Raw genomic sequence first — 24,961 nt, 5'->3', positions numbered from 1 at the left:
TATCCGGGAGTCGTCATCCGTGTCGCGTGACGATCTTGTCGCGCGCCGAACGACTAACTGCGCCGTTCTCCTTAGCCCGGCTAACGTGCGGGGATTCGTGCCGCATCGGCACTGCTCAGCTCATGACTCGTTCCGCAGATGACGGATTGCTCCGCATGTGACGGAGTCGGAGTCCAGCCGCCAAGGAGAACCCATGGTTCGGCCAACCAAGATTGTTTTCAGCGCGGTGACCGCGCTGGCGACCATCGCCTTCCTCACCGCCGGTTCGGCGGAGGCGGGCGTGACGCCGGCGAAGGTGGTCACCAACGTCACCGACGGCGGGACGGCGTACGCCGACGTCGCCGACGGCGAAGCGCTCGTCCAGCTCGTCGGCGACCCGCTGACCACCGCCGCCAAGACGAAGCCGGTCAAGGGCAAGAAGATCGACTTCAGCAACGCCACCGTGAAGTCCGAGCGGGCCCGCCTCTCGGCGCTGCGCAACGACTTCAAGGCGTGGCTGCGCGCCAACGCGCCGAAGGCCAAAGTGACCAGCGAGTACGACATCTCGCTCAACGCCGTCGCGGTGCAGCTCAACGGGGAGTCGCTCGGCAAGATCGCCGCCGCCCCCCTGGTCAAGTCGGCGCAGCCGCAGTACCTCTACCACCAGACCGCCGCCGACCCCGACCTCGGCGTGATCAGCGCGGTCCAGGCGTGGCAGCAGGTCGGCGGCTCGGCGCACGCGGGCGAGGGCGTCAAGGTCGCCGTCGTCGACAGCGGCATCGACGTGAAGCACCCGTGCTTCAGCGACGCCGGTTACCCGGCGCAGACCCAGCTCGGCGACAAGCGGTACACCAACAACAAGGTCATCGTCGCGAAGGTCTTCGCGAACAAGGCCGCGGTCAACGGCTTCACGGCGTACCCGGGACCGGCTCAGGAGCACGGCACGCACGTCTCCGGCACGATCGCGTGCAACTTCGAGACGGCCGCCAACATCGCCGGTGTCGCGCTGCCCTACAAGATGTCTGGCGTCGCTCCCCGGGCGCTGCTCGGCAACTACAACGTCTTCCCCGGCGACATCGACAACGCCCGGAGCGAGGACATCCTCAACGCGCTCGACGCGGCGTACGCGGACGGGTTCGACGTGGCCAACATGAGCCTCGGCGGCAACGCCCACGGCGTACAGGACCTGCTCACCATCGCGGTGGACAACCTGGACGAGGCCAACATGGTGGTGGCGGTCTCGGCCGGCAACGACGGCCCGGGGCACTACACCGTCGGTTCGCCCGGCAGCGCGGAGCGTGCGCTCACCGCGGGCGCCAGCACCGTTCCGCACTTCATGGGCGCGCCGGTGACCGTGGGCGGTTCCTCCTACGGCGCGGCGCTCGGCGACTTCGGCGCGCTGACCGAGGACGTCTCCGGCGACCTCGCCGCCGTCAGCGGCACGGGCGCGGCCGGTCTCAGCACCGCCTGTACGCCGATCTCCGCCGACCTGACCGGCAAGATCGCCCTCATCGCCCGGGGTACCTGCAGCTTCTCGGAGAAGATCCGGTCGGCGCAGAACGCGGGTGCGAAGGCCGTCCTCGTCGTCAACAACGTCGGTGGCGACCCGATCGCGATGGGCAAGGGCGGCATCCCGACCGAGCCCACCGTGCCCGCCCTCCAGCTGAGCCTGGCCGACGGCACCGCCGCCGCTGCGCACAGTGGACAGTCGGTCTCGATCGGCTCGACGCTGCAGTACTTCACGACGCAGAACGTCGACATCATGGCCGGGTTCTCCAGCCAGGGCCCGACCGACGTGGACTTCCGGGTCAAGCCGGACGTCGTGGCGCCGGGCGTCAACGTGCTCAGCTCGATCCCCAACTTCCTGTGCTCGACGCCGCCCTGCTTCGCCTTCCTGCAGGGCACCTCGATGGCGTCGCCGCACCTCGCGGGGACCGCGGCCGTCGTACGCCAGCTCCACCCGGACTGGTCCGCCGAGCAGGTCCGGTCGGCCATCGTCAACACGGCCGACCAGGGCGTTCTGCGCAACGCCAACGCGACCGCGCTGGAGAAGGACCTGCTGATCACCGGCACCGGCCGGGAGAACGTTGTCTCGGCGCTCAACGCCGTGGCGGCGATCGGCCCGGTCAGCACCTCGTTCGGCGCGATCCCGGCGGGCTCCGGCCAGAGTGGCTCGAAGACCGTCACGATCACCAACCTGAGCGGCTCGGCGAAGACGTTCACCCTCGCGGTGACGCCCGTCGCCGGCACCGGGGTGGCGTTCTCGGTCGGCACCTCGTCGGTGACCCTCGCCGCCGGGGCCAGCACCACCGTGCAGGTCGCTTTCGACGCCGACAAGGGCGCCGGAGCGGCTGACCACACCGCTCTGCTGACCATCAGCAGCGGTGGCACCGCTGTGGCGCACTCGGTGCTCTACGCCTTCATCAAGTAGGCCCACTCCGCACCACAGGGGCGGCCGGGATTTCCCGGCCGCCCCTTCTTCGCGTTGATCATGAACCCAAGGTCCGTTTCGACGGCGTGTCGCAGCCCCGAACTTCATGATCAATGTTGGTGATCATGGTCTCGCGAGATGCTTGGGGCGACGCAGTCCGGACGCGCGCAGTCGGGCAGCGATCTCCCGGGACTCGACGAGGTTCGCGCCGAGCCAGATCGCCCACGGCACTCGCGCGGCTGGGATGTCGTAGTGATCCCGGTCGAATCCACGCGGCGGCGCTCCGATCATCTCGGCGAAGGCGTGGAGTTCGGCGTATGAGACGTCGCTGACCAGATGAGCCCAAAGTCGCCCGTGGGCGGGCCACCGCGGCTGGTCGACGTAGATCACGTGATCCATCCTCTCAAACCCGCTGACCGGCGTTGATCATGAAGATGGGGGGTGCGACACGCCGTCGAAGCGGACCATAGGTTCATGATCAACGGGAGAGGGTGGTCAGTTCGCGGGTGAGGTTGGCGCGCGCCTTCTCCTCCCACAAGGCGGCGAGCGCCGGAGTGCGGAAGAGCGCCGGCAATTCGAGCAGTTGCCGCAGCACAGCTGACCGTCCAATGCGGAACGCCTCGTCGGGGACGTGGGCGTACTCGGCTCGCACGGCGGCGGCGTACTCCAGATAGGACGGCCAGTCCCGGGCGAGCACGGCCAGATCGGCGTCCGCCAGCAGGGCGCCGTTGCGATCGCCGGGTTCCACCGCGTGACCGGCCGTCAGGCGTACCAGTCGGGTCACCTCGAGGATCGCCGGATCCGGCAGCTCGCAGCGGCGCAGGAGGCTCGCGGTCAGGATCGCGCTGGCCTCCTCGTTGTCCGCGGACCGCGGGTCGTAGACGGCGTCGTGGCCCCAGGCCGCCAGCTGAACCAGCGCGGGATCGTCCGCGGACTCGGCCTGGGCGTCGATCACATCGAGCATGAACCGCAGGTGGGCGACGGTGTGGTAGCGGCGGTGCGGTTCCGACCAGCGGGCGAGGAGGTCGGCGGCGACGGCGTCGTCCGGCTGGCCGCCAGCCGCGATCACGCTTGCGCGGAAGTGTCCGATCAGTTCCACATCGCGAGCATAGTTCCAACCCCGTTCACCATCCCGTGCGAGCGGTTTGCCATGATCCTGGCGTGACACCCCTGCTCGAGGTCATCGCGCTCGGCCCCGCCGACGCCGAGGCCGCGCAGGCGGGCGGAGCCGATCGGCTCGAGCTCGTCGCGCAGATGTCGGCTGACGGCCTCAGCCCCACGCCCTCGGTCGCGGCCGCGGTGGTCGCGGCTACAGATCTGCCGGTACGCGCGATGCTGCGCACGACGGCGGATTTCGCGGCCGGGCCGGATTTGGCTGGTTTGGCCGACGAATTGCTGGCCACCGGAGTGGCCGGGCTCGTCTTCGGCTTCCTCGACGACGGGGAGATCGACGTGGCGACCTGCGAGCGGATCGCCGCTCGGATGCAGGGACGGCCGTGGACTTTCCATCGGGCCATCGACCACGCGCGCGACGCCGACCGAGCTTGGGCGGAGGTGCTGGACCTGCCCGGTGTGGACGCCGTGCTCACCGCGGGATCGCCGCTGGGCGTACGCGACGGCTGGGTGAACCTGATCAAGCGCGATCCCAGCCGGGTGCTCGCGGGCGGCGGGCTCACCGCGGAGGTGGTTCCTGCGCTGCTGGACGCGGGGATCAAGGCCTTCCACGTCGGCAGTACGGCGCGGGAGGGCGGCTCGTGGACCTCGCCGGTGTGCGCTTCCGCCGTGGCTAGCTGGCGAGCCCTGTTGGCTGGCTGAACCGCGGCGCGCGACGGACGCTGGGCGCGCGTTAGGCGCCGGAACAGGGATCTGGGTCGAATCTTGCGGAAAATACGACCCAGATCCGTGATCCAGCGCCCACGCAGCGCCCACGCAGCGCCGTCGCAGCGCTACATGGACTCCAGCGCCCGTCCCTTCGTTTCCCGGACGGCCTTGAGGACGAAGAAGAACGCCAACGTAGCGAAGATCGTGTAGACCAGGTACGCGAAGCCGAGCCCGATGTCGGACAGCGCCGGGAAGGTCGAGGAGACCAGCCAGTTGGCGATCCACTGGGCGGCGGCGGCGACCGCGAGCGCGGTGACACGGATCTTGTTGCTGAACATCTCGCCCAGGAGCACCCAGACGACCGGTCCCCAGCTCATGCCGAAGGACACGACGTAAAGGTTGGCCGCGACGAGGGCGATCTTGCCCACGGTCGGGCTCAGGGTGAGGCTGTCGCCGCTGCCGGTGGCCGTGCTGAAGGCCCAGGCCATCGTGCCGAGCGTGATCATCATGCCGGCCGCACCGATGAGCAGCAGCGGTTTCCGGCCGATCTTGTCGACGAGGGCGATCGCGATCAGCGTCGTGACGACGTTGGTGACGCTGGTGATCACGGAGATGACGAAGGAGTCGCTCTCGTTGAAGCCGACGGCCTGCCACAGCGTCGTCGAGTAATAGAAGATCACGTTGATGCCGACGAACTGCTGGAAGACCGACAGCAGGATGCCGACCCAGACGATCGGAAGCAGCCCGAACCGAGGTCCCTTGAGGTCGCGCAGCTGCACCTTGTCCTGGATGCCGCGCAGGCTGGCCTGAATCTCGCGGATCTGCTGAGCGGTGTTGCCGCCGACGATCCGGTCGAGGACCCCCTTGGCCTCGTCGATGCGGCCCCGCCGGACGAGATACCGCGGCGACTCCGGGATCTGGAGCGCGAAGATCAGGTACGCGATCGCGGGGATGGCCTCGGCGGCGAACATCCAGCGCCAGGCGTCACCGCCCCAGCCGATCGGGTTGCTAGCTCCGCCCGCGCTCTTGGCGATGGCGAAGTTCACGAGCTGTGAGGCGAAGATGCCCGTCACGATGGCCAGCTGTTGCAGTGAGCCGAGCCGCCCTCGGATGTCGGCCGGGCTGATCTCGGCGATGTACGCCGGCGCGATGACGCTCGCCGCACCGACCGCGAGGCCGCCCAGGATGCGCCAAGCCGTCAGGTCGATCGGGCCGACGGCCAGCGCCGAGCCGATCGAGCCGATGAAGAAGACGATCGCCGCGATCACCATGACCTTGAGCCGGCCGTAGCGGTCGGCGAGTGGACCGGCGTACCACGCGCCCACCGCCGAGCCCAGCAGAGCCGAGGAGACCACGAAGCCCAACACCGCGGAGTTGAGGCCGAAGTCTTCCTTGATGGCGTCGACGGCACCGTTGATCACGGCGGTGTCGTAGCCGAACAAGAACCCGCCGAGCGCCGCCGCGGAGGCGACGAGCAGAACCGCGCCGGTGTGGTTCGTGTGCGTTTCCGTGGCAGGCTGCATGAAGACATCCTGCCCGAGCTAAAAGCGTCAGATGTCCGTTTTGGCCAAAAAGGGGTCAGAGGTCCTTGCTGTACAGGAAGAAGACCCGCTCGATGTATGCGTCCGCCGCCTGCGCGTAGAACGGAACCGGCCCGACCCAGCCGATCTGGGCCCGGGTCACGCCCGCCTTCGCCTGGTCGGCCAGGCAGCGCCGGAGCAGCACCGACCCGATGCCGAGCCCCTTCGCCGCCGGCCGGGTGCCCATCGGCCCGAACCAGCCCGGCCGCGTACAGCCCCAAGCCGCGAACGCGATCGGCTCGCCGTCCTTCTCGGCGATGTGCACCGCTTGGGCCGAAGTGATCTCAGCCGCCCAGTGTCCGCCCCACTCCGCCGCGATGATCGGGCGCAGCCGCGCGATGTCGTTGGCTTCCGCGACGCGTACCTCGACGCCCTGGTCGGCCAGCCGAGCCTCGGCCGCCGACGTGTCGGCCAGCGCCTTCGACCCCGGTCGCAGCTCGGCCGTCATGTTCCAGGCCGTGCGCTCGTGGGCATACCCCGCCTTGGTGAGCGCGCAGATCGCCGGGGTGTAGCGCACGTCCACGCCCGGGAACGCGTAGTCCGGCGGGTTGCCGGCCACTCGGACGACCTCGCAGCCCAGCTCCCGAAGTCCCTGCTCGGCCTGCGCGATCAGCTCGGTGCCCAGGCCGCGCCGGCGATGCCCGGGATCGACCGCGAGCAGGTCCAGGTGACCGACCTTCGGGTCCGCGTGGCTCACCGCGGCGAAGGCCACGCCGATCACGCGCGCGCCGTCCATCGCCGCGAATCCAGTGGTACGCCGTTCGTCGCGCGGCCGGAGCAGTTCCACGATCTCGCGCGCTTCGGCGGCGTCCTCCGGGAGGAAGCTGCGAGTCAGGAGGTCGACGGTGCCCGGCAGGTGGTCGATGTGGAAGCGCTCCATGATCGCCGAGGGTACTCGGTCAATCTGAATGCCCTGGCGGGAGCTGCGTTTTCACCAGGTGTGTGAATGGGGTCCGGCGGTCTACATTCCGGGGGTGGGCGTTGTAGATCAGCTGCGGGCGTTGCTGCCCGCCGACCGGGTGATCACCGATCGGGACCTGGTGGAGATGTACCGGCGGGACGAGGCCGACCTCGTGGTGGACGGACTCCCGATGGTGGTGGTCCGGCCGCGTAGCACCGACGAGGTGGTGGCCGTCGTCAAGGTCGCGGCGGAGCACGGCGTACCGGTCGTGCCGCAGGGCGCTCGGACCGGCCTCGCCGGTGGGGCGAACGCCGTGGACGGCTGCATCGTGGTCAGCCTGACGCTGATGGACCAGATCCTGGAGATCGACCCGGTCAACCGGATCGCCGTCGTCCAGCCGGGCGTGGTCAACGCCGTCCTCGGCCGGGCGGTACGCGAAAAGGGGCTGCACTACCCGCCCGACCCGGGTTCGTTCGAGTCCTCGACGATCGGGGGCAACGTCGCCACCAACGCGGGTGGCATGTGTTGCGTGAAGTACGGCGTCACCACCGGCTACGTCATCGGGCTGGAAGTCGTGCTCGCCGACGGCGAAGTGCTCCGCACCGGTCGGCGTACGCCCAAAGGCGTGGCTGGCTATGACCTGACCAGCCTCTTCGTCGGTTCGGAGGGCACGCTCGGCATCGTGACGGAGGTGACTGTGGCCCTGCGTCCCGCGCCGGAGCCGTCGCTGAGCCTGGTCGCGGTGTTCCCCACGACTGCCACCGCCGGGGCCGCCGTCAACGAGATCATGGCGAGTGGGGCTGCGCCGAGTCTGCTGGAACTGCTGGACAACGTGCATCTGCGGGCCATCGAGGCGTACCGGCCGATGGGGCTGGACACGACTGCGGCGGCGATCCTGCTGGCGGCGGCCGACACGGGGGCCCGGGCGGGTGCCGACCTCGACCGGATCGCCGAACTGGCGTTGGCGGCAGGTGCGACCGAGGTCTACCGCGCGACCGACGACGAGGAAGCCGCCGCCCTGTTGCAGGCGCGGCGGGCGGCACACCCGGCGATGGAGCACCTCGCGGCGAGCCTGCACGACCGGGGTGGGCTGATCCTCGACGACATCGCAGTGCCGCGGTCACGGCTGGCCGAGCTGCTCGACGGCATCGCCGAGATCGCCGCCCGCCACGAGATCACGGTGGGGGTGGTCGGCCATGCGGGAGACGGCAACCTCCACCCGAACATCGTGGTGGACCGGGCGGACCCGGCCAGCGTCGATAAGGGGCACCTCGTCTTCGACGAGATCATGGAGCTCGGTCTGGGCCTCGGCGGCACGTGCACCGGCGAGCACGGCGTGGGGCTGCTCAAGCGCGGCTGGCTGGCGACCGAGGTCGGCCCGGTCAGCATGCGCGTTCAGCAGGCGATCAAGGACGCGCTGGACCCGCGTGGCCTCCTCAACCCGGGCAAGATCCTCTAACCGCTGCAGATCACGGTTACGCAGGCCAAAATCGCATGCGGAGGCCTGCGTAACCGTGATCTGCAGCTAACGGGAGGAGCGGCGGGGCTAACGGGACGAGCGGGTGCGGGCGGCGTCCGCCGAGACGTCGTCGGGCATCATCTGCGAGCGCCGCTCGGCGTCCACCCGTCGCTCGTACGCCTCGATCTCGGCGCGCGTGGTCGCCTCGTCCCAGCCCAGCACTCCGGCCATGATCCGGGCCGCGTGCGGTGCCGTCTCGACCCCGCGATGGTCGGTCTCGATGCTGATCCGCGTACGCCGAGTCAGCACGTCGTCGAGGTGGAGCGCGCCTTCGGCGGCCGCCGCGTACGCGACTTCGACCGCGAGGTATTCGGGAGCGCCCGCCAACGGAGCCCCAAGCGACGGGTCGGCGTCGACGAGGTGCATCAGGTCGACGGTCAACGTTCCGTAGCGCTCCAGCAGGTGTTCGACCGCGCCGACGGTGAGCCTGGACTTCGCCCGCCGGGCCAGTTCGGACCGCCGTCGCCACAGGGCCTGATACCCGTCGGCTCCGAGTAACGGAAGATCGTCCGTCGCCGAGCGCACCCTCGAACCGAGGCGGCGGGCGACGCGGTCCACCACATCCGAGGCCATGACCCGGTACGTCGTGAGCTTGCCCCCGGCGACGAGGAACAGCCCGAGCATCGGCTCGACGACGGCGTGCTCCCGGCTCAGCGCCGAGGTGGAGTCCTCCTCGCCGGACAGGAGCGGGCGGAGTCCGGCGTACACGCCCTCGATGTCGGCTCGGTTCAGCGGGCGGTCGAGGACCTTGTTCACCTCGCCGAGCAGGTATTCGATGTCGCGGGCGCTCGCGGCCGGGTGTTCGCGGTCGAGCATCCAATCGGTGTCGGTGGTGCCGATGAGCCAGTGGCCGCCCCACGGGATCACGAAGAGCACGCTCGACGCCGTACGCAGAATCAGCCCGACGTCACCGGTGATGGCCGACCGTGGAACGACGAGGTGGATGCCCTTCGAGGCGCGTACGCGCAGACCTGGGCGAGCATCCGGCAGCAGCGCGGTGATGTCGTCACTCCACACCCCGGTCGCCGCTACCACGGTGCGCGCCCGGATCGTGAATTCCCGGCCCGTCTCGTCCGTTGCGCGTACCCCGGTGATTTCACGGGCTTGACGCATGAGCCCGGTGGCCCGGACCCGGGTGACCACCGCGGCACCGAGACTCGCGGCCGTACGCGCGAGCGAGACCACGAGCCGCGCGTCGTCTACCTGGCCGTCGTAGTAGCGGATGGCGCCGACCGCGGCCTCGGGCCGCAGGGAGGGGAAAAGCTGATGCGCGCCGCGTTGGGTGAGGTGGCGGTGCAACGGCATGCCACGGCCGGTCGTGCCCTGGAGCCCGGCGGCGAACGCGTCGTAGAGCGCGACCCCGGCACCGTAGTAGACGCGGTTCCAGGCGCGCTTCCAGGCCGCGTCGCCCGGGAGCGGAACGAGGAACGGAACCGGCCGGACCAGATGCGGCGCGAGTCGAGTCGCGAGCAGGCCGCGTTCCCGCAGCGCCTCGTGGACGAGGTGGAACTCGAGTTGCTCCAGATAGCGCAGTCCACCGTGCACAAGCTTGCTCGACCGCGACGACGTGCCGCTGGCCAGGTCGTTCGCCTCGATCAGGGCGACCGACAACCCGCGGGAGGCGGCATCGAGCGCCGCACCGGCGCCGGTCACGCCACCGCCGACGACCAGCACGTCGAACTCGTCCTCGGCGAGCCGGCGCAGATCGGCGGCGCGGCGTGCGGGCGACAGGGTGCCGGCGGTGTTCCGGGAGACCTGACGGTCGCGCACACCTGCACGATACTGTGCGATCATGGCCGACCAGCCGCCTTCCGGGCAGTGGGATGCACCACGCCCCACATCAAGCGTGGGCGCGATCGTCGCGGCGTCGTTCCTGGGCGTGGCCCTCGTGGGACTCGCGCTGTTCTGGCAGGCCGCCGGGTGGCTCGCCGATCAGATCTTCCTCCAGCTCGACGTGCCGCAGCCATGGTGGATCTGGGTAGTCGTCGCGCTCATTCTCGGCGTACTCGCCGGTGTGCCGTCGCTGCTGCTCACGGTGATCCCCCGGTCGCCCGCCGTCCGGGAAACCGGCCGCGCCTGGCTCTGCGCCACCGGCGTCGCGGTCCTCGGCGGGCTCCTGCGCATCGTGCCCGACCCGCAGAACGAGGCGTACCTGCTGGTCCTGGCGATCTGCTTGGCGGCCGCCGCGTTCTGGCTCCGGCGTCGGCCCGTTGTGGCGTCGCGGACTCCCGGCCCGGTCGGGCTCGCGATCGTGGCCGGGCTCATCGTGGTCTCGCCCTGGCTGGTGTTGGGGTCGCTCGGTGGCGCGCTCGAAACCGTGCTCGCTGTGCTCGCTGCCGCTGCCGCCGGGTGGCTGGCGTCGTCCATCTTGGATGGCACATTCTGGGCCACTTTCGCGCCCTCTTTGGCGGCCTCGTCTGGCGCTGGCTCTTCTGGCGCTGGATCAGGGTTCTCGGTCGAATCTTGGGGCGAGATTCGACCCGGAACCGTGATCCAGCGGAACAGGGTCGTCGTCCCCGGTCTCGTCGCGGGCGTCGCGTTCGCGCTGATCGCGGCCGGTCTCGGCGCGTCGGGCAGCCAGCTCGCGGCGATGTTCGTGCTGCCGCCGCTCGGCTTCGCCGCCGCCGCGCTCGGGTCGTCGCGTCCGACCGGTTGGCTGGTCGGCCTGGCCGCGCTCGGTCCACTCGCCTTCGTCGATCCCGACGAGATCACGCTCTTCCTGCTCGGCCGCGACATTCCCTTCTGGACACTGGTCGCGACCGCGGTGTCGCTCGCGATCGGGCTCGTGCTGGCCCTGGTCCTCGGCTTGCTGCCCGTGCGGCGTACTCCCCGGGCCGTGGGCTGGTCACTCGCCGCGCTGGTCGTTCTCGCGTCGATCAGCTTGTACGCCGTGGGCGGCCGGCCGGGCTGGCATGGTGAGCGGCTGTTCGTGGTGATGAAGGAGCAGGCGTCGCTGGCCGGGCTGCCGACGACGACCGGTCCCGGCAGCGGGCGGGACGCCCGGGTGGCCGCCGTCTACCAGCGGTTGGTGCAGCAGGCTGAGCGTACGCAGGCCGACCTGCGCAAACAGCTCGACCGTTGGGGGCTCTCGTACACCCCGTACTACCTGGTCAACGGCATTCGGGTGGACGGCGGCCCGCTCGTACGCCAGTGGCTTTCCGCGCGCGCTGACGTGGATCGCGTACTGCTCGATCCGGTGCTGCGACCGGTGCCGGGGAGTCTGGAGACCCACCACGGGCCGTTGACCTCGCCCGGCGCGGACCACTGGAACATCGACATGGTCGGCGCGCCCGCAGCGTGGGCCCGGGGTGTCACCGGCTCCGGCATCGTGATCGGCTCCTCGGACTCCGGAGCCGACGGTACGCATCCCGCCCTGGCCGAGAACTTCCGAGGCGGCCCGGATTCCTGGTACGACCCGTGGAACGGGACGACTCAGCCGACCGACCACGACGGCCACGGTACGCACACCATGGCGACCGCGGTCGGTCATGAGGGCGTCGGCGTCGCGCCGGGCGCGCAGTGGATCGGCTGCGTCAACCTCGCCCGGAACATGGGCAGCCCGTCGCACTACCTGGACTGCCTGCAATTCATGCTCGCGCCGTTCCCGACCGGCGGAAATCCATTCGCCGACGGCCACCCCGAACGAGCCCCGAACATCCTCACGAACTCGTGGGGCTGCCCCGAGATCGAAGGCTGCGACCCGGCCTCGCTCCGGCCCGCGATCGACGCCCTGGCCGCGGCCGGGATCGCCGTCGTCGTCGCGGCCGGCAACAGCGGCCCGCGCTGTGGCAGCATCAGCGACCCGCCCTCGACGTACGCCTCGGCGATCACGGTCGCCGCCGTGGACGTCAACGGCCGGGTCGCCGACTTCTCCAGTCGCGGTGACTCCAGTGGCGGCGCGGCCGGTAAGCCGGACATCGCCGCGCCCGGTCAGGACGTGCTCTCGGCGATGCCGGGCGGCACCTACGAGAAGGCGGACGGCACGTCGATGGCGACCCCGCACGTCGCGGGCGTGATCGCCTTGCTGTGGTCGCAAGATCCGTCGCTCATCGGGGACCTGGCCGCGACTCGGCGACGTCTCGCCTCCGCTGCCCGCCCCGCCACCACCAGCTCTCCCAACTCCACCTCCGACTCGGGCTCCGACTCGGCCGGCGACAGTTGTGGCCTCGCCAACGACGTCGGTGCCGGCATCGCCCAAGTCCCCCTCCCTCCCCGTTGATCATGAACCTAAGGTCCCGCCTGACGGTGTGTCGCCGCCCCTGCGGTCCTGATCAACGGGGCTGTCATGTCAACTGGGTGAAGTGCTTCGGGGCAGGCGGGGGTGGCTTCGAACTCGCCTTGCCGACCGCTCGGCGTACGGTGCGTTCGGCGTCCCGCGAATCCATCCCGCCCGCCCGGAGCAGGTCGGTCGCCATCGACCGCACTTGGGCCACGATGACGCTGCCGGAGAACCCCAACCCCGTCAGGTACGCGTCTGACGCATTGCGTACCGCGCGAATCGCCGCCTCCTGGCTGGCGTCGGAGGGCAGTTCTTCGGCGTACTCGCGGTGCACCCAGCGAACGGCGTCGGCGAGAGACCGCAGTGACGCCACCAAAGCAGGTGGCACGGGTTCCTCGTCCCGGATTACCGACACGGTCCGGCGGATCAGGACACGCGAGTTACGCAGACAGCGCGCGATGTGGTCCTGGCCGTCGACGTACTGAGCGAGCGCGCCGCGTTTGCCCCAGCGAATCGGGGAGAGCGTGGCGATCTCGCTGGCGGCGGTCAGCGCCTCCTGAAACGCGGCGAGGTGGGTCTCCGCGTCGCTGAGGTCGGTCAGCGCCTCCTCGGCCTTGCCCCGGTCGCGATGCTCAAGGCCTTCGGCCGTCAGGCGTACGCCGTCGGCGAGGTCGTCGAGCAGCGGACCGGCCTCGCGGGAGACCACGGTCAGCGGATTCTGGGGGAGGACCAGCGCCATGACGGCAAGGCCGACGCCGCCGCCGACGATGGCGTCGACGAACCGGCTGAACAGGTAATCGTCATGGGTCGGGATGACCGCGACGACCAGGACCGCACCGGCGGCGGACTGCATCACCAGCGACGGACCGCCGCCGAGGAAGATCGCGACCAGGATCGCCAGCACGACGACCAGCGATATCTGCCAGGCGCCGCGGCCGATCACCAGGATCAGGGCCTCACCGAGGAGGATGCCGAAGGCGTTGCCCAGGACGATCTCGACCGCCCGGCGCATCCGCTGACCGATCGAGACCGCGAGCGTCGCGACGGCGGAGATCGGCGCGAAGTACGGCTGTGGATGATGCATCAGGTTGTGCGCGATGAACCACGCGATGCCGGCCGCGACGGCAGCCTGCACAGCGATGCCGAGGCTGCCCCGCGCGCGCTGGAACCGCCGCTGGACGGTGGCCTTGAACGCGACCTCCACGTCCGAACGCTACCTTTTCGTCCGCCCGCACCGACCCCGAACTCCCGCGTTGATCATGAACCTAGGGTCCGCCTCGACGGCGTGTCGAGCCCCCGGGCGCCCTGATCGACTACGCGGCGACGCCGCGTTGATCAGGGCCGAAGGGGCGGCGACACGCCGACAGGTGGGACCCTAGGTTCATGATCAACGCTAAGGGGTGCAGGCGGAGGTAGTGGGGGTGGTGCTGGGGGCGGCGGCGACGACCGCGGTGAGCGCGGTGAGGAAGGCGTCGACGTCGGAGCCGGTGGTGCCGAGGCCGATCGACGCACGCAGCGCGGTCGCCGGAGTCTGCGTCCAGCCGGCGCGCTGCGAGGCCTCGCCGAGCAGACGGCGAGCGAGCGGATGCGCGCAGAACAGCCCGTCGCGTACGCCGATGCCCCGGCGAGCCAGCCCGGCGGCGATCTCGGCGGACTCCCGGCCGGCGACGGCGAACGAGACGATGCCGACTCGGGGTGCGTCTTCGGCGAAGATCCGCAGCTCGGCGACTCCGTCGAGGGCGGCAAGCCCGGTACGCAGCCGATGCAGCAGCGCCTGTTCGCGAGCGGCGAGCGCTGCCCGATCGCTGCCTTCGAGAGCCGAGCACACGGCGGCGAGCGCGACCGCGCCGAGCAGGTTCGGAGTGCCCGCCTCGTGCCGGGCCGGGCCGGTCGCCCAGCGTACGTCGTGGGTGGCGTCACCGACCTTGGCGCTCGCGCCCCCGCCCGCGAGGTAGGGCGTCGCCGCGTCCAGCCAGTCCGACCGGCCGACCAGTACGCCCGCTCCGAAGGGTGCGTACAACTTGTGCCCCGACAACGCCAGGTAGTCCGCGCCGAGATCGGCGAGGTCGACCGGGTGGTGCGGGGCGAGCTGGGCGGCGTCGACCGCCACCCGGGCACCATGCCGCCGCGCCACCAGCGAAAGTTCGCGGATCGGCCACAGTTCGCCGGTCACGTTCGTCGCCCCGGTGACGCTCACGAGCAGCGGCCGTTCGTCCGCACCCTGCCGCAACACCCGCAGGGCGCTGTCCAGCGACCGCACCGCCGCGCCCGGCGATCCGGGCACCGGCAGGCGCAGGCAGTCCCGCCAGGGCAGCAGGTTGGCGTGGTGTTCGCCGGCGAACGTCACGACCAGCGTGTCCGCCGGGATCACGTGGGCCAGCAGGTTCAGCGCGTCCGTCGTGTTCCGGGTGAAGATCACGTAGTCGTCCTCGCGCGCGCCGACGAAGTCGCCGACCGTCTGCCGCGCCCGCTCATAGGCCAGCGTGCAGCGCTGCGACAACGCGCCCGCGCCGCGGTGCACGCTCGCGTACCAGGGCAAGATCTCGTTGACCGCGTCGCTCGCCGCCCGCGCACAGGGCGCGGTCGCCGCATAGTCCAAATTGATCTGCCCTGGTACGCCGAGAACTGCGGGCTCCGTCACGGAGGTGAGGTCGGCGACCTGACAGGGAGCGTCGAGTACAGCGGTCATGGCAATGCCCTCCCGGGTCCAGGGACCCCGGGTGCTCGACCAGGGAACGGGGTCCGCGCTTGCCTCGCGCGTTCGTCGAGCGAGGCCGGGTCATCACCCGGGGCACCCCACCGCAGATAGGAGGGTTGCCGGACGGCTAGCCGGGGCTTGATGCCGTCACTCGTGACCTGATCCACACGATAGCGTGGGTAAGCTGCGTTGCATGTCCGAGTTCCCGCCGAGTGGGATACCCCACAGCGAACCGACACCCGCCCCGGCTCAGCCCGTGGGATGGCCGGCCTCGGGTGGTCTGCCGCCCGCACAGCTGCGCCCGAGTGGGTGGCAACGCTGGAAGCGGCCGGTGACGCTCGGCGGCGTGATCCTGTTCTTCGCGATCTTCGCCATCGGCATGCTGATCTTCCTGGGCTACAACTACGGGATCGAAGCGCTGCTGGTCGGCCTGGCGGCGGCGATCCTGCCGGTGCCAGTCCTGGTCGCCTGCTTTCTGTGGCTCGATCGCTACGAACCCGAGCCCACCTGGGCGCTGGTGGTCTGCTTCGCCTGGGGCGCGGTCGTGGCGACTGCGATCGCGCTGGCCGTCAACACGTTCAGCTCCCTGCTCTTCGAGCGCAACGGGATCTCCGACGGCGTCGTGGCGGTCGTCGTCGCGCCGTTCATCGAGGAGCTGAGCAAGGCGGCCGCTCCACTGTTGCTGCTCTGGCTGCGGCGGCGGGAGATCTCGGGGATCACCGACGGCATCGTCTACTGCGGACTGTCCGCCACCGGGTTCGCCATGACGGAGAACATCCTCTACCTCGGCGGTCACGCGTACGCCGCAGGCAGTGAGGAATACGGCGTCAACACCGGGCTGCAGATGCTCTTCGCGACGTTCCTGGTTCGCGTGCTGTTCTCGGCGTTCGCCCATCCGCTGTTCACCTCGATGACCGGCGTCGGCATCGGCGTCGCCGCGCGTACGGCGAGTCCGCTGGTGCGCTGGCTCGCCCCGATCGCCGGACTCCTCGTCGCGATGATGCTGCACGGCACGTGGAACCTGATCCCCACGATCGCCGCCGCGACCGGGCAGACGATCCTGGTCCTCTACGGCTACTTCGCCCTGGAGATGCCGATCTTCCTGGCCATGGTCGCGTTCGCCCTCTGGCTGCGATCCCACGAGGGGCGGATCACCGTCCGGGCGCTCCCGGCGTACGTGCAGGCCGGGTGGCTCAGCCCGCCCGAGGTCGCGGCGTTGGCCTCGCTCGGCCGCCGGCACGCCGCCCGCACCTGGGCCAAGCGAGTCGCGGGCGACCCCGGGCGCAAGGCGATGAGCGTCTTCCAGTTCGCCGCCACCCGGCTCGCCCTGGTCCGCGACGGGATCGAGCGCGGCCTCGACCGTACGCCCGAACAGCAGTACAAGGCGCGGGAAGAGGAGCGGGCCCTCCTCGATCAGATCAGCACGGCGCGCCAGGTGTACGTCGGGCGCGACCCGCAGACGCCACCGGCCCGGTGGACTGGTACGGCGTACGAGTTGACCTTCCCGGATGGACAGACGCGGACGGTGCCGGCCCCACCGGAGCCGGTGGTGCCGATTCCCGTGCTCATGCCCCCGCCGCCGCCGGCCTGGGGCCCTTGGCGACGGTGAGTCACGCGGGCGCCGCGCCCTCCGCCTCCTGTTGAGCCGACTCCTCGCGGAGATTGGCCTCGATCTGCTTGCGCCGGCCGATCAGCGCGCGAATGCCGGTGTTGAACATCGCGACCAGCGGCACCGCGATCAGCGCGCCGATGATCCCGGCGAGCGCGAGGCCACCGGCGATCGCCGCGATGACGGCGAGCGGGTGGATGGCGACCGCCTTGCCCATGATCAGCGGTTGCAGCACGTGCCCTTCGAGCTGCTGTACGCCGATGACGATGGCGAGCACGATGAGTGCGGTGATCCAGCCGTTGTTGACCCCGGCGATGAGCACGGCCACCGCGCCGGACACGGTCGCCCCGATGATCGGGATGAAGGCGAACAGGAAGACCAGGGCGGCCAGCGGGAACGCCAGCGGCACCTTGAGAATCCAGAGGCCGATGCCGATGCCGATGGCGTCGATGAAGGCGACCAGGACGGTGGCCCGGACGTAGGAGACCAGCGTGTGCCAAGCGGCCCGGCCGGAGTAGTCAACCGCCTCGCGGGTGGCCGGGGGCATGATCCCCACGAAGAAGCGCCAGATGACGTCGCCGTCGCGGAGGAAGAAGAACAGCGAGAAAAGCACCAGGAACAGGCCGGTCAAAGCCTCCACGGTGGTCGACGCGGTGGCGACGGCGCTGCTGGTGAGCTTGTCCTTGTTGTCGTTCAGGAAGGTCTGCAGCTGCTTGGCGAACGAGGTGAGCTGCTCGTTGGTGAGCCCGAGCGGGCCTTCCTTCAGCCAGTCGCGGATGTCGTTGACACCCTTGGTCGTGTTGTCGGCGACCTGTGGGATGTTGTCGACGAACTGAGTGATCACGATCGTCAGTACGCCGGCCACCGCGCCGATGCCGAGCAACACGACGATCGCAGTCGCCAGGGAACGGGGCAGGAAGCGGGACAGCACCCCGACGAACGAGCCCAGCAGCGCGCTGAGCAGCAATGCGATGACCAGCGGGATGATCAGGTGGGACAGCGTGTCGATCAGCTTCAACGCGAAGTACACGATGATGCCGAGGATCACGATGCGCCAGCCCCAGGCGGACGCGACGCGCAGACCGACCGGCACCTCTTGATCGTCGCGACTGGACGTGCTGCTGTGCACGACCTCGGGCGTGGTCGGATCGGGGTCGGCCACGGCTACCTCCTCGGTCTGGTCAGGATGCTGGGTGCGGCGGGCGCGCACACTGGCCCGCCCGGCCTCGTAGGCCCTCTTGATGTTGGCCCGGGCCTGCTCGAACCGCCCCAAAGCGCACCTCCTGCCGCCCGTTTGAGCACGTTGGCCGGTCTTACCGTAACCGGCCGCCGCTCGCCCGGCATCCGGGAATACACCCATCTCCCCGGCCCACCCGTACTTCGGGGCTTCCCCCCCCGTTCTTTCTGCGCGATCATGAACTATCGGGCGTGATCACCCGGCGTGTCGTGGCCCGAGCGCCCTGATCGACTCCCCAGGGCCCTGATCGACGCAAGGCTGGCGGTGGCCGACAGCCGCCGTAGGCGGTCCGGTAGCGTGCCTGACCGTGAGCGCAGCAAGTCAGACCGACTCCGGCCTCCCCATCCGTCTCCTGCTGGACCGCGTACTGGTCCGCATGGAATCCGGCGACGGCGAACGTCTCTCCGCGGCCGGCATCGTGATCCCCGCGACCGCCTCGGTCGCACACCGGCTCGCGTGGGCGACCGCCGTCGCGGTCGGCCCCAACGTCCGCTCGATCGTGACCGGCGATCGCGTCCTGTTCGACCCGGACGACCGCTCCGAGGTCGAACTGCACGGCCGCGACTACATCCTGCTTCGGGAACGCGACGTCCACGCCGTCGCGGCGACCCGGATCGAGGAGAACGGCACCGGCCTCTACCTCTAGCCGAGCCGACTGAGTCGTGGACGGGGCGACGACGTTCGGGCTGTCGCTAGGAGCCCTACGCGTCGCGCTAGTCGGCCGGTCGCGCTAGTCGGCCGCGAGACGCTTGAGCGCGCCGAGGGCGACTTCCCGTTTGGTCGTGTACCAGAACGGCGGCAGGCTCTTGCGGAGGAAGCCGCCGTAGCTCCGGGCGGTCTCCAGCCGGGAGTCCAGCACCGCCACGACGCCCTTGTCCGAGGTGGACCGGATCAATCGGCCGACGCCCTGCGCCAGGCGTACCGCGGCGATCGGCACGCTGACGGAGGCGAAGCCGGAGCCGCCGACGTCGTCCACCGCGGCGCTCCGGGCCGCCGCGAGCGGCTCGTCGGGCCGCGGGAACGGCAGCCGGTCGATCACGACGAGCTGGCAGGCGTCGCCGGGCACGTCCACGCCCTGCCACAGCGACATGACACCGAAGAGGCAGCTCGCCTTGTCCGCGCGGAATTTGCGTACGAGCAGGGGGAGGGCTTCATCGCCCTGGAGGAGCACGGTGAAGTCGGTCTTCATGCGTACCAGCTCGGCGGCCTGCTGGGCGGCTCGCCGGGAGCTGAACAGCCCGAGCGTACGCCCGCCGAGCGCGTCGATCAGGGCGAGCAACTCCTCCGCGGCCGCGTCGGGCAGCCCGGACGCGGCCGGGCGGGGCAGGTGCGCGGCGACGTAGAGGATGCCCTGCTTGCCGTAGTCGAACGGGGATCCGACGTCCAACGAGGTCCACGGCAGTTCATTGTGTTCGGCCGGCGGCTTCTCCGCCTTGGCGGGCAGCGTGCCGAGCGGAGCCTTCGCGGCGGCGTCGGGCGCGGCCGGCGTCTTGGCGATCAGTCCCAGCGAGCGGGCGACCGGTTCGAAGGTGCCGCCCAGCGTCAGGGTGGCCGAGGTCGCCACGACCGTCCGCTCCTCGTAGAGCTTCTCGGCCAGCAGGCCCGCCACCGACAACGGCGCGACCACCAGGGCCCGGCGCGGCTCGTGCTCGACCCAGGCCACGTCGTAGTCGGCGGCCGCGAGGAGCCGTTGCGCCGTGGTGTTGAGTTCGGTCAGGGTGGCCTTCGCCTGCTGCTTGCGGACCGGGTCCGAGTCGTCGGCCTTGACCTCACCGATCTGCCGGAGGGCCCGGCTCGTGGCGCCGTCGATCAGCGTGCAGGCCTCGTGCAGCACGTTCGGCAAGCCGCTCTGCAACCGACCGGGCGGCGTCTCGACCAGCCCCAGCGTCAGTGCGTCAGCCGCCTCTTGCAGCGAGGCGTGGTCCTCCGGCTCGATGAAGGAGCGCGAGGCTCGGGCGGTCCGATCGACCGCCTCAGCGGTCAGCTCCGCCTGTGTCGCACTGGACACCCGGTCGGCGAGTTCGTGCGCCTCGTCGATGATCAGAAGCTTGTGCGGCGGCACGATCTGACGCCCGGCCATCATGTCGACGGCGAGCAGCGAATGGTTGGTGACGACCAGGTCGGCCTCGCGAGCGCGGGCCCGGGACGCCTCGGCGAAACACTCCTGGCCGTAGGGGCAGCGGCTCGCCCCGACGCACTCCCGAGCCGGCATGCTGACTTGCCGCCAGATGACGTCGTCGACGCCGGGGTCGAGTTCGTCGCGGTCGCCGGTGTCGGTCTTCGCCGCCCAGTCCCGCAGGCGCTCGAACTGCTTGCCGAGCCGCCCGGCCTCACCGATCCAGACCGTCTTCGTCTTCGCCGGACCGGTGTCGGCAGCGGTGACCGTGCCATCCGAGGTCGCCGCAGCCCGTCCTCCCGGCTCGAGTCCTCGCCGGTTCGAGCGATCCGCGACGACATCGAAAAGTCCGCCCTGTGGCTCGTCTTCGGCGTCCCCGGCGTGTTCAAGCTTGGCGACGCACAGATAGTGATGGCGGCCCTTGAGCACGGCGAAGGTCGGCTCCCGGCCCAGCAAGGGCCGGACCGCCTCGGCGAGCCGGGGCAGATCATGATCGACCAACTGGGACTGCAACGCGAGGGTGGCCGTCGAGATCACGACCGGGCCGTCCACAGTCAACGCCGGCGACAGGTACGCCAGGGACTTGCCGGTGCCGGTCCCGGCCTGGACCAGCAGATGCTCCCCAGTCCGCAGGGAATCGGCGATCGCCGAGGTCATCGCCTCCTGACCGGGGCGGGCCGAGCCGCCGGGGACCGCGCCGACCGCGGCGGCCAGGATCTCTTCTGCGGTGGCTGCCTTCCGTCGGGTCACGTGACGACCCTAGCGGTCCGGGCCGACAAGTCCGCCTCCGCACACGGCCCGTAAGCGGACGGCCCCCAAGCGCGCGGCCCTTATGCGCCGTTGCACCATGCGCGAGCGGGTCCGGGGCGGACGGCCGAGCGGAGCGCAAGGCGTGTCGGCGTATGACAGGATGGGCAAGCGATGGACGAGCAGCTCGACATGCCGCCGCTGGACGATCGCCACCTGCCCGTGGCGGTCGCGCATACCGGTGACCGGGTCCGGGTGGAGATCTCCAAGTACGACGGTTCACCCCATCGGGGTTATCCCGCCGTCCTGCTGGGTTCCGACGACTACGGCCGGTGGCTGGGCGTACTGCCGGGGACGGTGGCCGACTCCGGACGCGTACTCGAACGTCCCTGGGTCCTGCTCGTCCCCGAGAACGCCTGGTGGACGGCCATGTTCAATCCGCCACCTCAGGGCAGCGAGGTCTACTGCGACATCACCACTCCGGCGGAGTGGATCGCCGACCGGGTAGTGCTCGCCGATCTCGACCTCGACGTCAAACGCCGCCGTGAGTCCGGTGCCGTCCTGCTCGTCGACACCGAGGAGTTCGAGGAGCATCGGGAGCAGTTCGCGTACCCGGCGGTCCTCGTCGAGCAGGCCTGGGCGGCGGCCCGACATCTCGAAACCGCGCTGGCCGACGGCACCGAGCCGTTCGCGTCGGCGTACCGCCAATGGCTCGACAAGGTCGTCAGCTGGACGCCCATGGACCCGCACGACTAGGGCCTGTCTCTCGGATCGTTCGCGGCCGTTGGCGGGCCCAGACGACGATCGGCTGACCGCACTCCCGGCGGCTCGCGCAAGCGCTCCCCGGCAGCTTGAGTCTTCGCCGAAATACCACGAGTATTCCGACGAAGATCAAGCTAGCCGAGTCGCCGCCTGGACCTCGCCACCGACTCGCGAGATCCGAGAGACAGACCCTAGTAGTGCTTTGTCACGTTCAGGTGATGGGTCGTCATCATGGCGAAGGCGGCCCGTCGTCTCGGTATGGACGATGTCGAGGTCTGTGGGCTGGCTGAGGATCTGGCCGAGTTCACGGCGGAGGTGTTCGCGTGGCTGACTCGGTCGGGTTGGCAGGAGCGGGCCGGGCAGTACCTTCGTGGGCTGATGTTGGACGGACGACGCAAGTCGATCCAGCCGATGGCTGGGCGGATGCACGCGGTCAACGATCAGGCGCTCAACCACTTCGTCACCAACAGTCCGTGGGACGTGACGGCGGTGCGTCGGCAGTTGGCCCGGCGTCTCGATCCGGCGATCGGCCCGCACGCGTGGGCTGTCGATGACACCGGCTGGCTTAAGTGTGGTGCCGCGTCGCCTTGTGTGACCCGCCAGTACACCGGCACCGCGGGAAAGGTCACCAACTGCCAGGTCGGGGTCAGCCTGAACCTGGTCACCGACACTGCATCGTGTCCGGTCGACTGGCGGCTGTTCTTGCCCGAGACGTGGGATCCGGCCAGCCGCAAGGCGGCTGGCGACGTCACCGAGCGCCGCAGCCGGGCCCGTATCCCGCGGCAGGTCACACATCGGGAGAAGTGGCGCCTGGCCCTCGACATGATCGATGAGGTGATCGGGTGGGGTCTCACGCCGCCGCTGGTCGTCGCCGACGCCGGCTACGGCGATGCCGCCGAGTTCCGTCAGGGCCTCGACGACCGTGGCCTGACCTATGTGGTCGGCGTCGCCGCCACCCACACCGCGTTCACCCAAGACACTCAACGCAGCGCGCCGCCCTACAAGGGCGCGGGGCGCCGTCCGCCGCTGATCTACCGCGAACCGGCCCCGAGCCTGCTGAAGCACCTGCTGGCCGCCGGGCGGCATACAGCCTGCACAGTCACCTGGCGCGATGGCTCGCGCCGTCGTGGTGCCAAGCCGTCCAAGCTGCGCTCCCGGTTCGTGTTCCTGCGCGTGCGCCCAGCCAGCAACGTCCACCGGCGGGCGGTCGATTTCGGCGATCTGCCGGTGCGCTGGCTGATCGCCGAATGGCCACCCGGCGAACCCGAACCCACCCGCTACTGGCTGTCCAACCTGCCCGCCGATACCCCGCACCGCACCCTGGTCCGGCTGGCCAAGCTGCGCTGGCGTATCGAGCACGACTACCGCGAGGTCAAGACCGGCCTGGGCCTGGACCACTACGAAGGCCGCACCTGGATGGGCTGGCACCATCACACGACCCTCGTCTCCGCCGCACACGGATTCCTGACCCTGCAGCGGCTGGACCCAAAAACCCCAGCGCCGGCCTGACCCTCTACGGCGTACTCCGACGCATCCAGAAGACCCTGGTCACGATCATCGGACGGTGCCCCACCTGCCGAACCCTCTTCCCCGCCCGACAACCCCGAGCGGGCTGAACGTGACAAAGCACTACTAGGCATTACTTCGCAAAACCCGGCACGTGGGGGTCGAATGCGTGATGATCTGGACATGGCACGCCGGTTGACCGATCTGCTGCGAGTCCCGCCCAGCGGGGTGGACCTCGGCGCGATCGACCCGCGCAGCACGCCCGGCTTGCCGAAAGCGGCGGGCAAGGACCCCAAGTCGTGGGCCCGGGCGCAGCTGCCCGTGCTCGGCGAGGAGCTGTTCGGCTGGCAGGAGAAGCTGTTCGCGGCGGCCAAGAGCGGGGCTTCCCGGCAGCGGCTGCTGCTGGTCCTGCAGGCGATGGACTGCGGCGGCAAGGACGGCACGATCAAGAAGGTCGTCGGTCAGTTCAACCCGCAGGGCGTACACATCGTGTCGTTCGGCAAGCCGACCGAGGAGGAGCTCGCCCACGACTTCCTCTGGCGGATCGAGCGCGGCCTGCCCGGCCCGGGCGTCGTCGGCGTGTTCAACCGGTCCCATTACGAGGACGTCCTGGTGGTCCGGGTGCACAACCTCGTGCCGGCGCGCACTTGGCGCGCCCGGTACGCCAAGATCAACCGCTTCGAGCAGCAGGTGGTGGCCGACGGCTGTGCTGTGGTGAAGGTCATGCTGCACATCTCGCGGGACGAGCAGAAACAGCGCTTACTGGACCGGCTCGACGATCCCACGAAGTACTGGAAGTACAACCCAGGAGACGTCGACGAGCGTGCGCTGTGGCCGGCGTACCAGGAGGCCTATGCGGAGGCGCTCGGGCGTTGCGACCGTGACGAAGCACCCTGGTACGTCGTCCCGGCCGACCGGAAGTGGTACCGCGACTGGGCTGTGGCGAATCTCCTGCTCGAGAAACTGCGTGAGATCAATCCCGGGTACCCGCCAGCCGATTTCGACCCAGATGTCGAACGTGGCCGGTTGGTCACGCAGCCGGAGGTGAACAGTGGGTGAACAGCACATGAATCCAAGGTGGCATCGGGTGACCTGCCGTTGACGAGGACGTGAAGCACCCTAGTATTCGGCCCGAAACCCGATCATCGCGGTGCCCGTTTCCGCCGCCGGATAGTCCATCTACGACAGATGAGGTTGTGCCGTGAAGTTCTCCCTTCGCCCGCAGGACGCGGCCTTCTACGACTTCTTCAGCCGAGCCGCGCAGAACCTGATGCACGGGACCGAGCTGCTCATGGAGCTGGCCCTGCCGGGCGCCGACGTGCAGTCGGTCAGTGAGCGCCTCGGCGACCTGGAGCACGACAGCGACCAGATCACCCACGAGCTCTACAACAAGATCAACTCGACGTTCATCACCCCGTTCGACCGGTCCGACATCTACAACCTCGGCTCGGGCCTCGACGACGTCATGGACCACCTCGAGGCGGCCGGCAACCTGGTCTACCTCTACGGCCTGACCAAGCTCCCGGCGCTGCCCCGCGAGATGCACGAGCTGGTGGACGTGCTCGACCAGCAGGCCAAGATCACGGCCAACGCGATGCCGCAGCTCAAGGGGATGAAGAACCTCCAGGAGTACTGGGTCGAGATCAACCGGCTCGAGAACGAAGGCGACCGGGCGTACCGGATGCTCCTGGTCCGGCTCTTCTCCGGCGAGTACGACGCGCTGACCGTGCTCAAGATGAAGGAGGTCGCCGACGAGCTGGAGAAGGCCTGTGACGCCTTCGAGCACGTCGCGAACACCATCGAGACCATCGCGGTCAAGGAGTCCTAAGCCTTGGA

The 24,961-nt window shown here is 69.7% G+C and carries 18 protein-coding genes, 1 pseudogene and 1 riboswitch; of the genes and pseudogenes, 10 read left to right on the top strand and 9 right to left on the bottom strand.

What is annotated here, in order from left to right:
- Window positions 1–193 precede the first annotated feature (193 nt).
- Complete coding sequence (locus tag HOV77_RS14370; protein ID WP_290862343.1) at window positions 194–2,410, top strand: S8 family serine peptidase; 2,217 nt, start codon at window positions 194–196, stop codon at window positions 2,408–2,410.
- Between the two features lie 123 nt (window positions 2,411–2,533).
- On the opposite strand, the gene HOV77_RS14365 is transcribed toward HOV77_RS14370, so the two are convergent.
- Both HOV77_RS14365 and HOV77_RS14360 read right to left on the bottom strand, forming a co-directional pair.
- A complete protein-coding gene (locus tag HOV77_RS14365; protein ID WP_290862341.1) occupies window positions 2,534–2,800 on the bottom strand; it encodes a DUF4031 domain-containing protein in 267 nt (88 codons plus the stop codon).
- An 88-nt stretch (window positions 2,801–2,888) separates the two neighbouring features.
- Window positions 2,889–3,509, bottom strand: coding sequence for a metal-dependent phosphohydrolase (locus tag HOV77_RS14360; protein WP_290862339.1), 621 nt, complete (start codon window positions 3,507–3,509; stop codon window positions 2,889–2,891).
- A 62-nt stretch (window positions 3,510–3,571) separates the two neighbouring features.
- Between HOV77_RS14360 and HOV77_RS14355 the strand changes: the two genes are divergently transcribed.
- Entirely contained in the window at window positions 3,572–4,225 is a 654-nt protein-coding gene (locus HOV77_RS14355; RefSeq protein ID WP_290862337.1) for a copper homeostasis protein CutC, read from the top strand.
- A 131-nt stretch (window positions 4,226–4,356) separates the two neighbouring features.
- On the opposite strand, the gene HOV77_RS14350 is transcribed toward HOV77_RS14355, so the two are convergent.
- Window positions 4,357–5,754: a sugar porter family MFS transporter gene (locus tag HOV77_RS14350; RefSeq protein ID WP_290862335.1), complete on the bottom strand. Its 1,398-nt coding sequence runs from the start codon at window positions 5,752–5,754 to the stop codon at window positions 4,357–4,359.
- Between the two features lie 55 nt (window positions 5,755–5,809).
- A complete protein-coding gene (locus tag HOV77_RS14345) occupies window positions 5,810–6,691 on the bottom strand; it encodes a GNAT family N-acetyltransferase (protein WP_290862333.1) in 882 nt (293 codons plus the stop codon).
- Window positions 6,692–6,785: 94 nt separating this feature from the next.
- Here HOV77_RS14345 and HOV77_RS14340 point away from each other — a divergent pair, with 94 nt between their 5' ends.
- The gene (locus tag HOV77_RS14340; protein WP_290862331.1) at window positions 6,786–8,171 is read left to right on the top strand and encodes an FAD-linked oxidase C-terminal domain-containing protein; all 1,386 of its coding nucleotides are present in this window, start codon (window positions 6,786–6,788) and stop codon (window positions 8,169–8,171) included.
- A 105-nt stretch (window positions 8,172–8,276) separates the two neighbouring features.
- Here HOV77_RS14340 and HOV77_RS14335 read toward each other — a convergent pair.
- Window positions 8,277–10,025: pseudogene (locus HOV77_RS14335) on the bottom strand (glycerol-3-phosphate dehydrogenase/oxidase); the annotation flags it as partial.
- Between HOV77_RS14335 and HOV77_RS14330 the strand changes: the two are divergent.
- Window positions 10,024–12,450, top strand: coding sequence for a S8 family serine peptidase (locus HOV77_RS14330; RefSeq protein WP_290862327.1), 2,427 nt, complete (start codon window positions 10,024–10,026; stop codon window positions 12,448–12,450). The pseudogene HOV77_RS14335 and the gene HOV77_RS14330 sit on opposite strands and share 2 nt — an antisense overlap.
- 64 nt (window positions 12,451–12,514) lie before the next feature.
- On the opposite strand, the gene HOV77_RS14325 is transcribed toward HOV77_RS14330, so the two are convergent.
- Window positions 12,515–13,654, bottom strand: a complete 1,140-nt coding sequence (locus HOV77_RS14325) for an FUSC family protein (RefSeq protein ID WP_290862325.1) — start codon at window positions 13,652–13,654, stop codon at window positions 12,515–12,517.
- 189 nt (window positions 13,655–13,843) lie between these two features.
- A complete protein-coding gene (locus tag HOV77_RS14320) occupies window positions 13,844–15,139 on the bottom strand; it encodes an aminotransferase class V-fold PLP-dependent enzyme (RefSeq protein WP_290862323.1) in 1,296 nt (431 codons plus the stop codon).
- A gap of 50 nt (window positions 15,140–15,189) precedes the next feature.
- Window positions 15,190–15,307: riboswitch (SAM riboswitch) on the bottom strand.
- Between the two features lie 34 nt (window positions 15,308–15,341).
- Here HOV77_RS14320 and HOV77_RS14315 point away from each other — a divergent pair.
- Window positions 15,342–16,757 (top strand): PrsW family intramembrane metalloprotease, encoded by a 1,416-nt coding sequence (locus HOV77_RS14315; protein WP_290862321.1) that lies wholly within the window; start codon window positions 15,342–15,344, stop codon window positions 16,755–16,757.
- Between the two features lies 1 nt (window position 16,758).
- Here HOV77_RS14315 and HOV77_RS14310 read toward each other — a convergent pair whose 3' ends face one another.
- Window positions 16,759–18,030 (bottom strand): AI-2E family transporter, encoded by a 1,272-nt coding sequence (locus HOV77_RS14310; RefSeq protein ID WP_290862319.1) that lies wholly within the window; start codon window positions 18,028–18,030, stop codon window positions 16,759–16,761.
- 271 nt (window positions 18,031–18,301) lie between these two features.
- On the opposite strand from HOV77_RS14310, the gene HOV77_RS14305 reads away from it, so the two are divergent.
- Window positions 18,302–18,640, top strand: a complete 339-nt coding sequence (locus HOV77_RS14305; RefSeq protein ID WP_290862317.1) for a co-chaperone GroES — start codon at window positions 18,302–18,304, stop codon at window positions 18,638–18,640.
- Between the two features lie 84 nt (window positions 18,641–18,724).
- On the opposite strand, the gene HOV77_RS14300 is transcribed toward HOV77_RS14305, so the two are convergent.
- Complete coding sequence (locus tag HOV77_RS14300) at window positions 18,725–20,767, bottom strand: ATP-dependent DNA helicase (RefSeq protein ID WP_290862431.1); 2,043 nt, start codon at window positions 20,765–20,767, stop codon at window positions 18,725–18,727.
- A 282-nt stretch (window positions 20,768–21,049) separates the two neighbouring features.
- On the opposite strand from HOV77_RS14300, the gene HOV77_RS14295 reads away from it, so the two are divergent.
- The 4 genes from HOV77_RS14295 to HOV77_RS14280 all read left to right on the top strand — a co-directional run bounded on the left by HOV77_RS14295 (window position 21,050) and on the right by HOV77_RS14280 (window position 24,953).
- On the top strand, window positions 21,050–21,613 hold the full coding sequence (locus HOV77_RS14295; RefSeq protein ID WP_290862428.1) for a DUF402 domain-containing protein: 564 nt from the start codon (window positions 21,050–21,052) through the stop codon (window positions 21,611–21,613).
- 264 nt (window positions 21,614–21,877) lie between these two features.
- On the top strand, window positions 21,878–23,128 hold the full coding sequence (locus HOV77_RS14290) for an IS701 family transposase (protein WP_290862426.1): 1,251 nt from the start codon (window positions 21,878–21,880) through the stop codon (window positions 23,126–23,128).
- A 180-nt stretch (window positions 23,129–23,308) separates the two neighbouring features.
- Window positions 23,309–24,184: a PPK2 family polyphosphate kinase gene (locus tag HOV77_RS14285; protein ID WP_290862315.1), complete on the top strand. Its 876-nt coding sequence runs from the start codon at window positions 23,309–23,311 to the stop codon at window positions 24,182–24,184.
- A 142-nt stretch (window positions 24,185–24,326) separates the two neighbouring features.
- Window positions 24,327–24,953, top strand: a complete 627-nt coding sequence (locus tag HOV77_RS14280) for a DUF47 family protein (RefSeq protein ID WP_290862313.1) — start codon at window positions 24,327–24,329, stop codon at window positions 24,951–24,953.
- The last annotated feature ends 8 nt before the right edge of the window (window positions 24,954–24,961 follow it).

This window comes from Hamadaea sp. (genome assembly GCF_013362815.1).
Taxonomy (GTDB): Bacteria; Actinomycetota; Actinomycetes; order Mycobacteriales; family Micromonosporaceae; genus Hamadaea.
Note: the sequence above shows the minus strand (reverse complement) of the source record. Positions and strands in the feature narration are given on the sequence as shown.

What these genes read in the sequence shown, in the direction of transcription:
- HOV77_RS14315 (WP_290862321.1), top strand. Translation starts at nt 15,342, where the DNA reads ATGTCCGAGTTCCCGCCGAGTGGGATACCCCACAGCGAACCGACACCC.
- HOV77_RS14370 (WP_290862343.1), top strand. Translation starts at nt 194, where the DNA reads ATGGTTCGGCCAACCAAGATTGTTTTCAGCGCGGTGACCGCGCTGGCG.
- HOV77_RS14300 (WP_290862431.1), bottom strand. Translation starts at nt 20,767, where the DNA reads ATGACCTCGGCGATCGCCGATTCCCTGCGGACTGGGGAGCATCTGCTG.
- HOV77_RS14350 (WP_290862335.1), bottom strand. Translation starts at nt 5,754, where the DNA reads ATGCAGCCTGCCACGGAAACGCACACGAACCACACCGGCGCGGTTCTG.
- HOV77_RS14320 (WP_290862323.1), bottom strand. Translation starts at nt 15,139, where the DNA reads ATGACCGCTGTACTCGACGCTCCCTGTCAGGTCGCCGACCTCACCTCC.
- HOV77_RS14290 (WP_290862426.1), top strand. Translation starts at nt 21,878, where the DNA reads ATGGACGATGTCGAGGTCTGTGGGCTGGCTGAGGATCTGGCCGAGTTC.
- HOV77_RS14345 (WP_290862333.1), bottom strand. Translation starts at nt 6,691, where the DNA reads ATGGAGCGCTTCCACATCGACCACCTGCCGGGCACCGTCGACCTCCTG.
- HOV77_RS14295 (WP_290862428.1), top strand. Translation starts at nt 21,050, where the DNA reads ATGCCGCCGCTGGACGATCGCCACCTGCCCGTGGCGGTCGCGCATACC.
- HOV77_RS14285 (WP_290862315.1), top strand. Translation starts at nt 23,309, where the DNA reads ATGGCACGCCGGTTGACCGATCTGCTGCGAGTCCCGCCCAGCGGGGTG.
- HOV77_RS14330 (WP_290862327.1), top strand. Translation starts at nt 10,024, where the DNA reads ATGGCCGACCAGCCGCCTTCCGGGCAGTGGGATGCACCACGCCCCACA.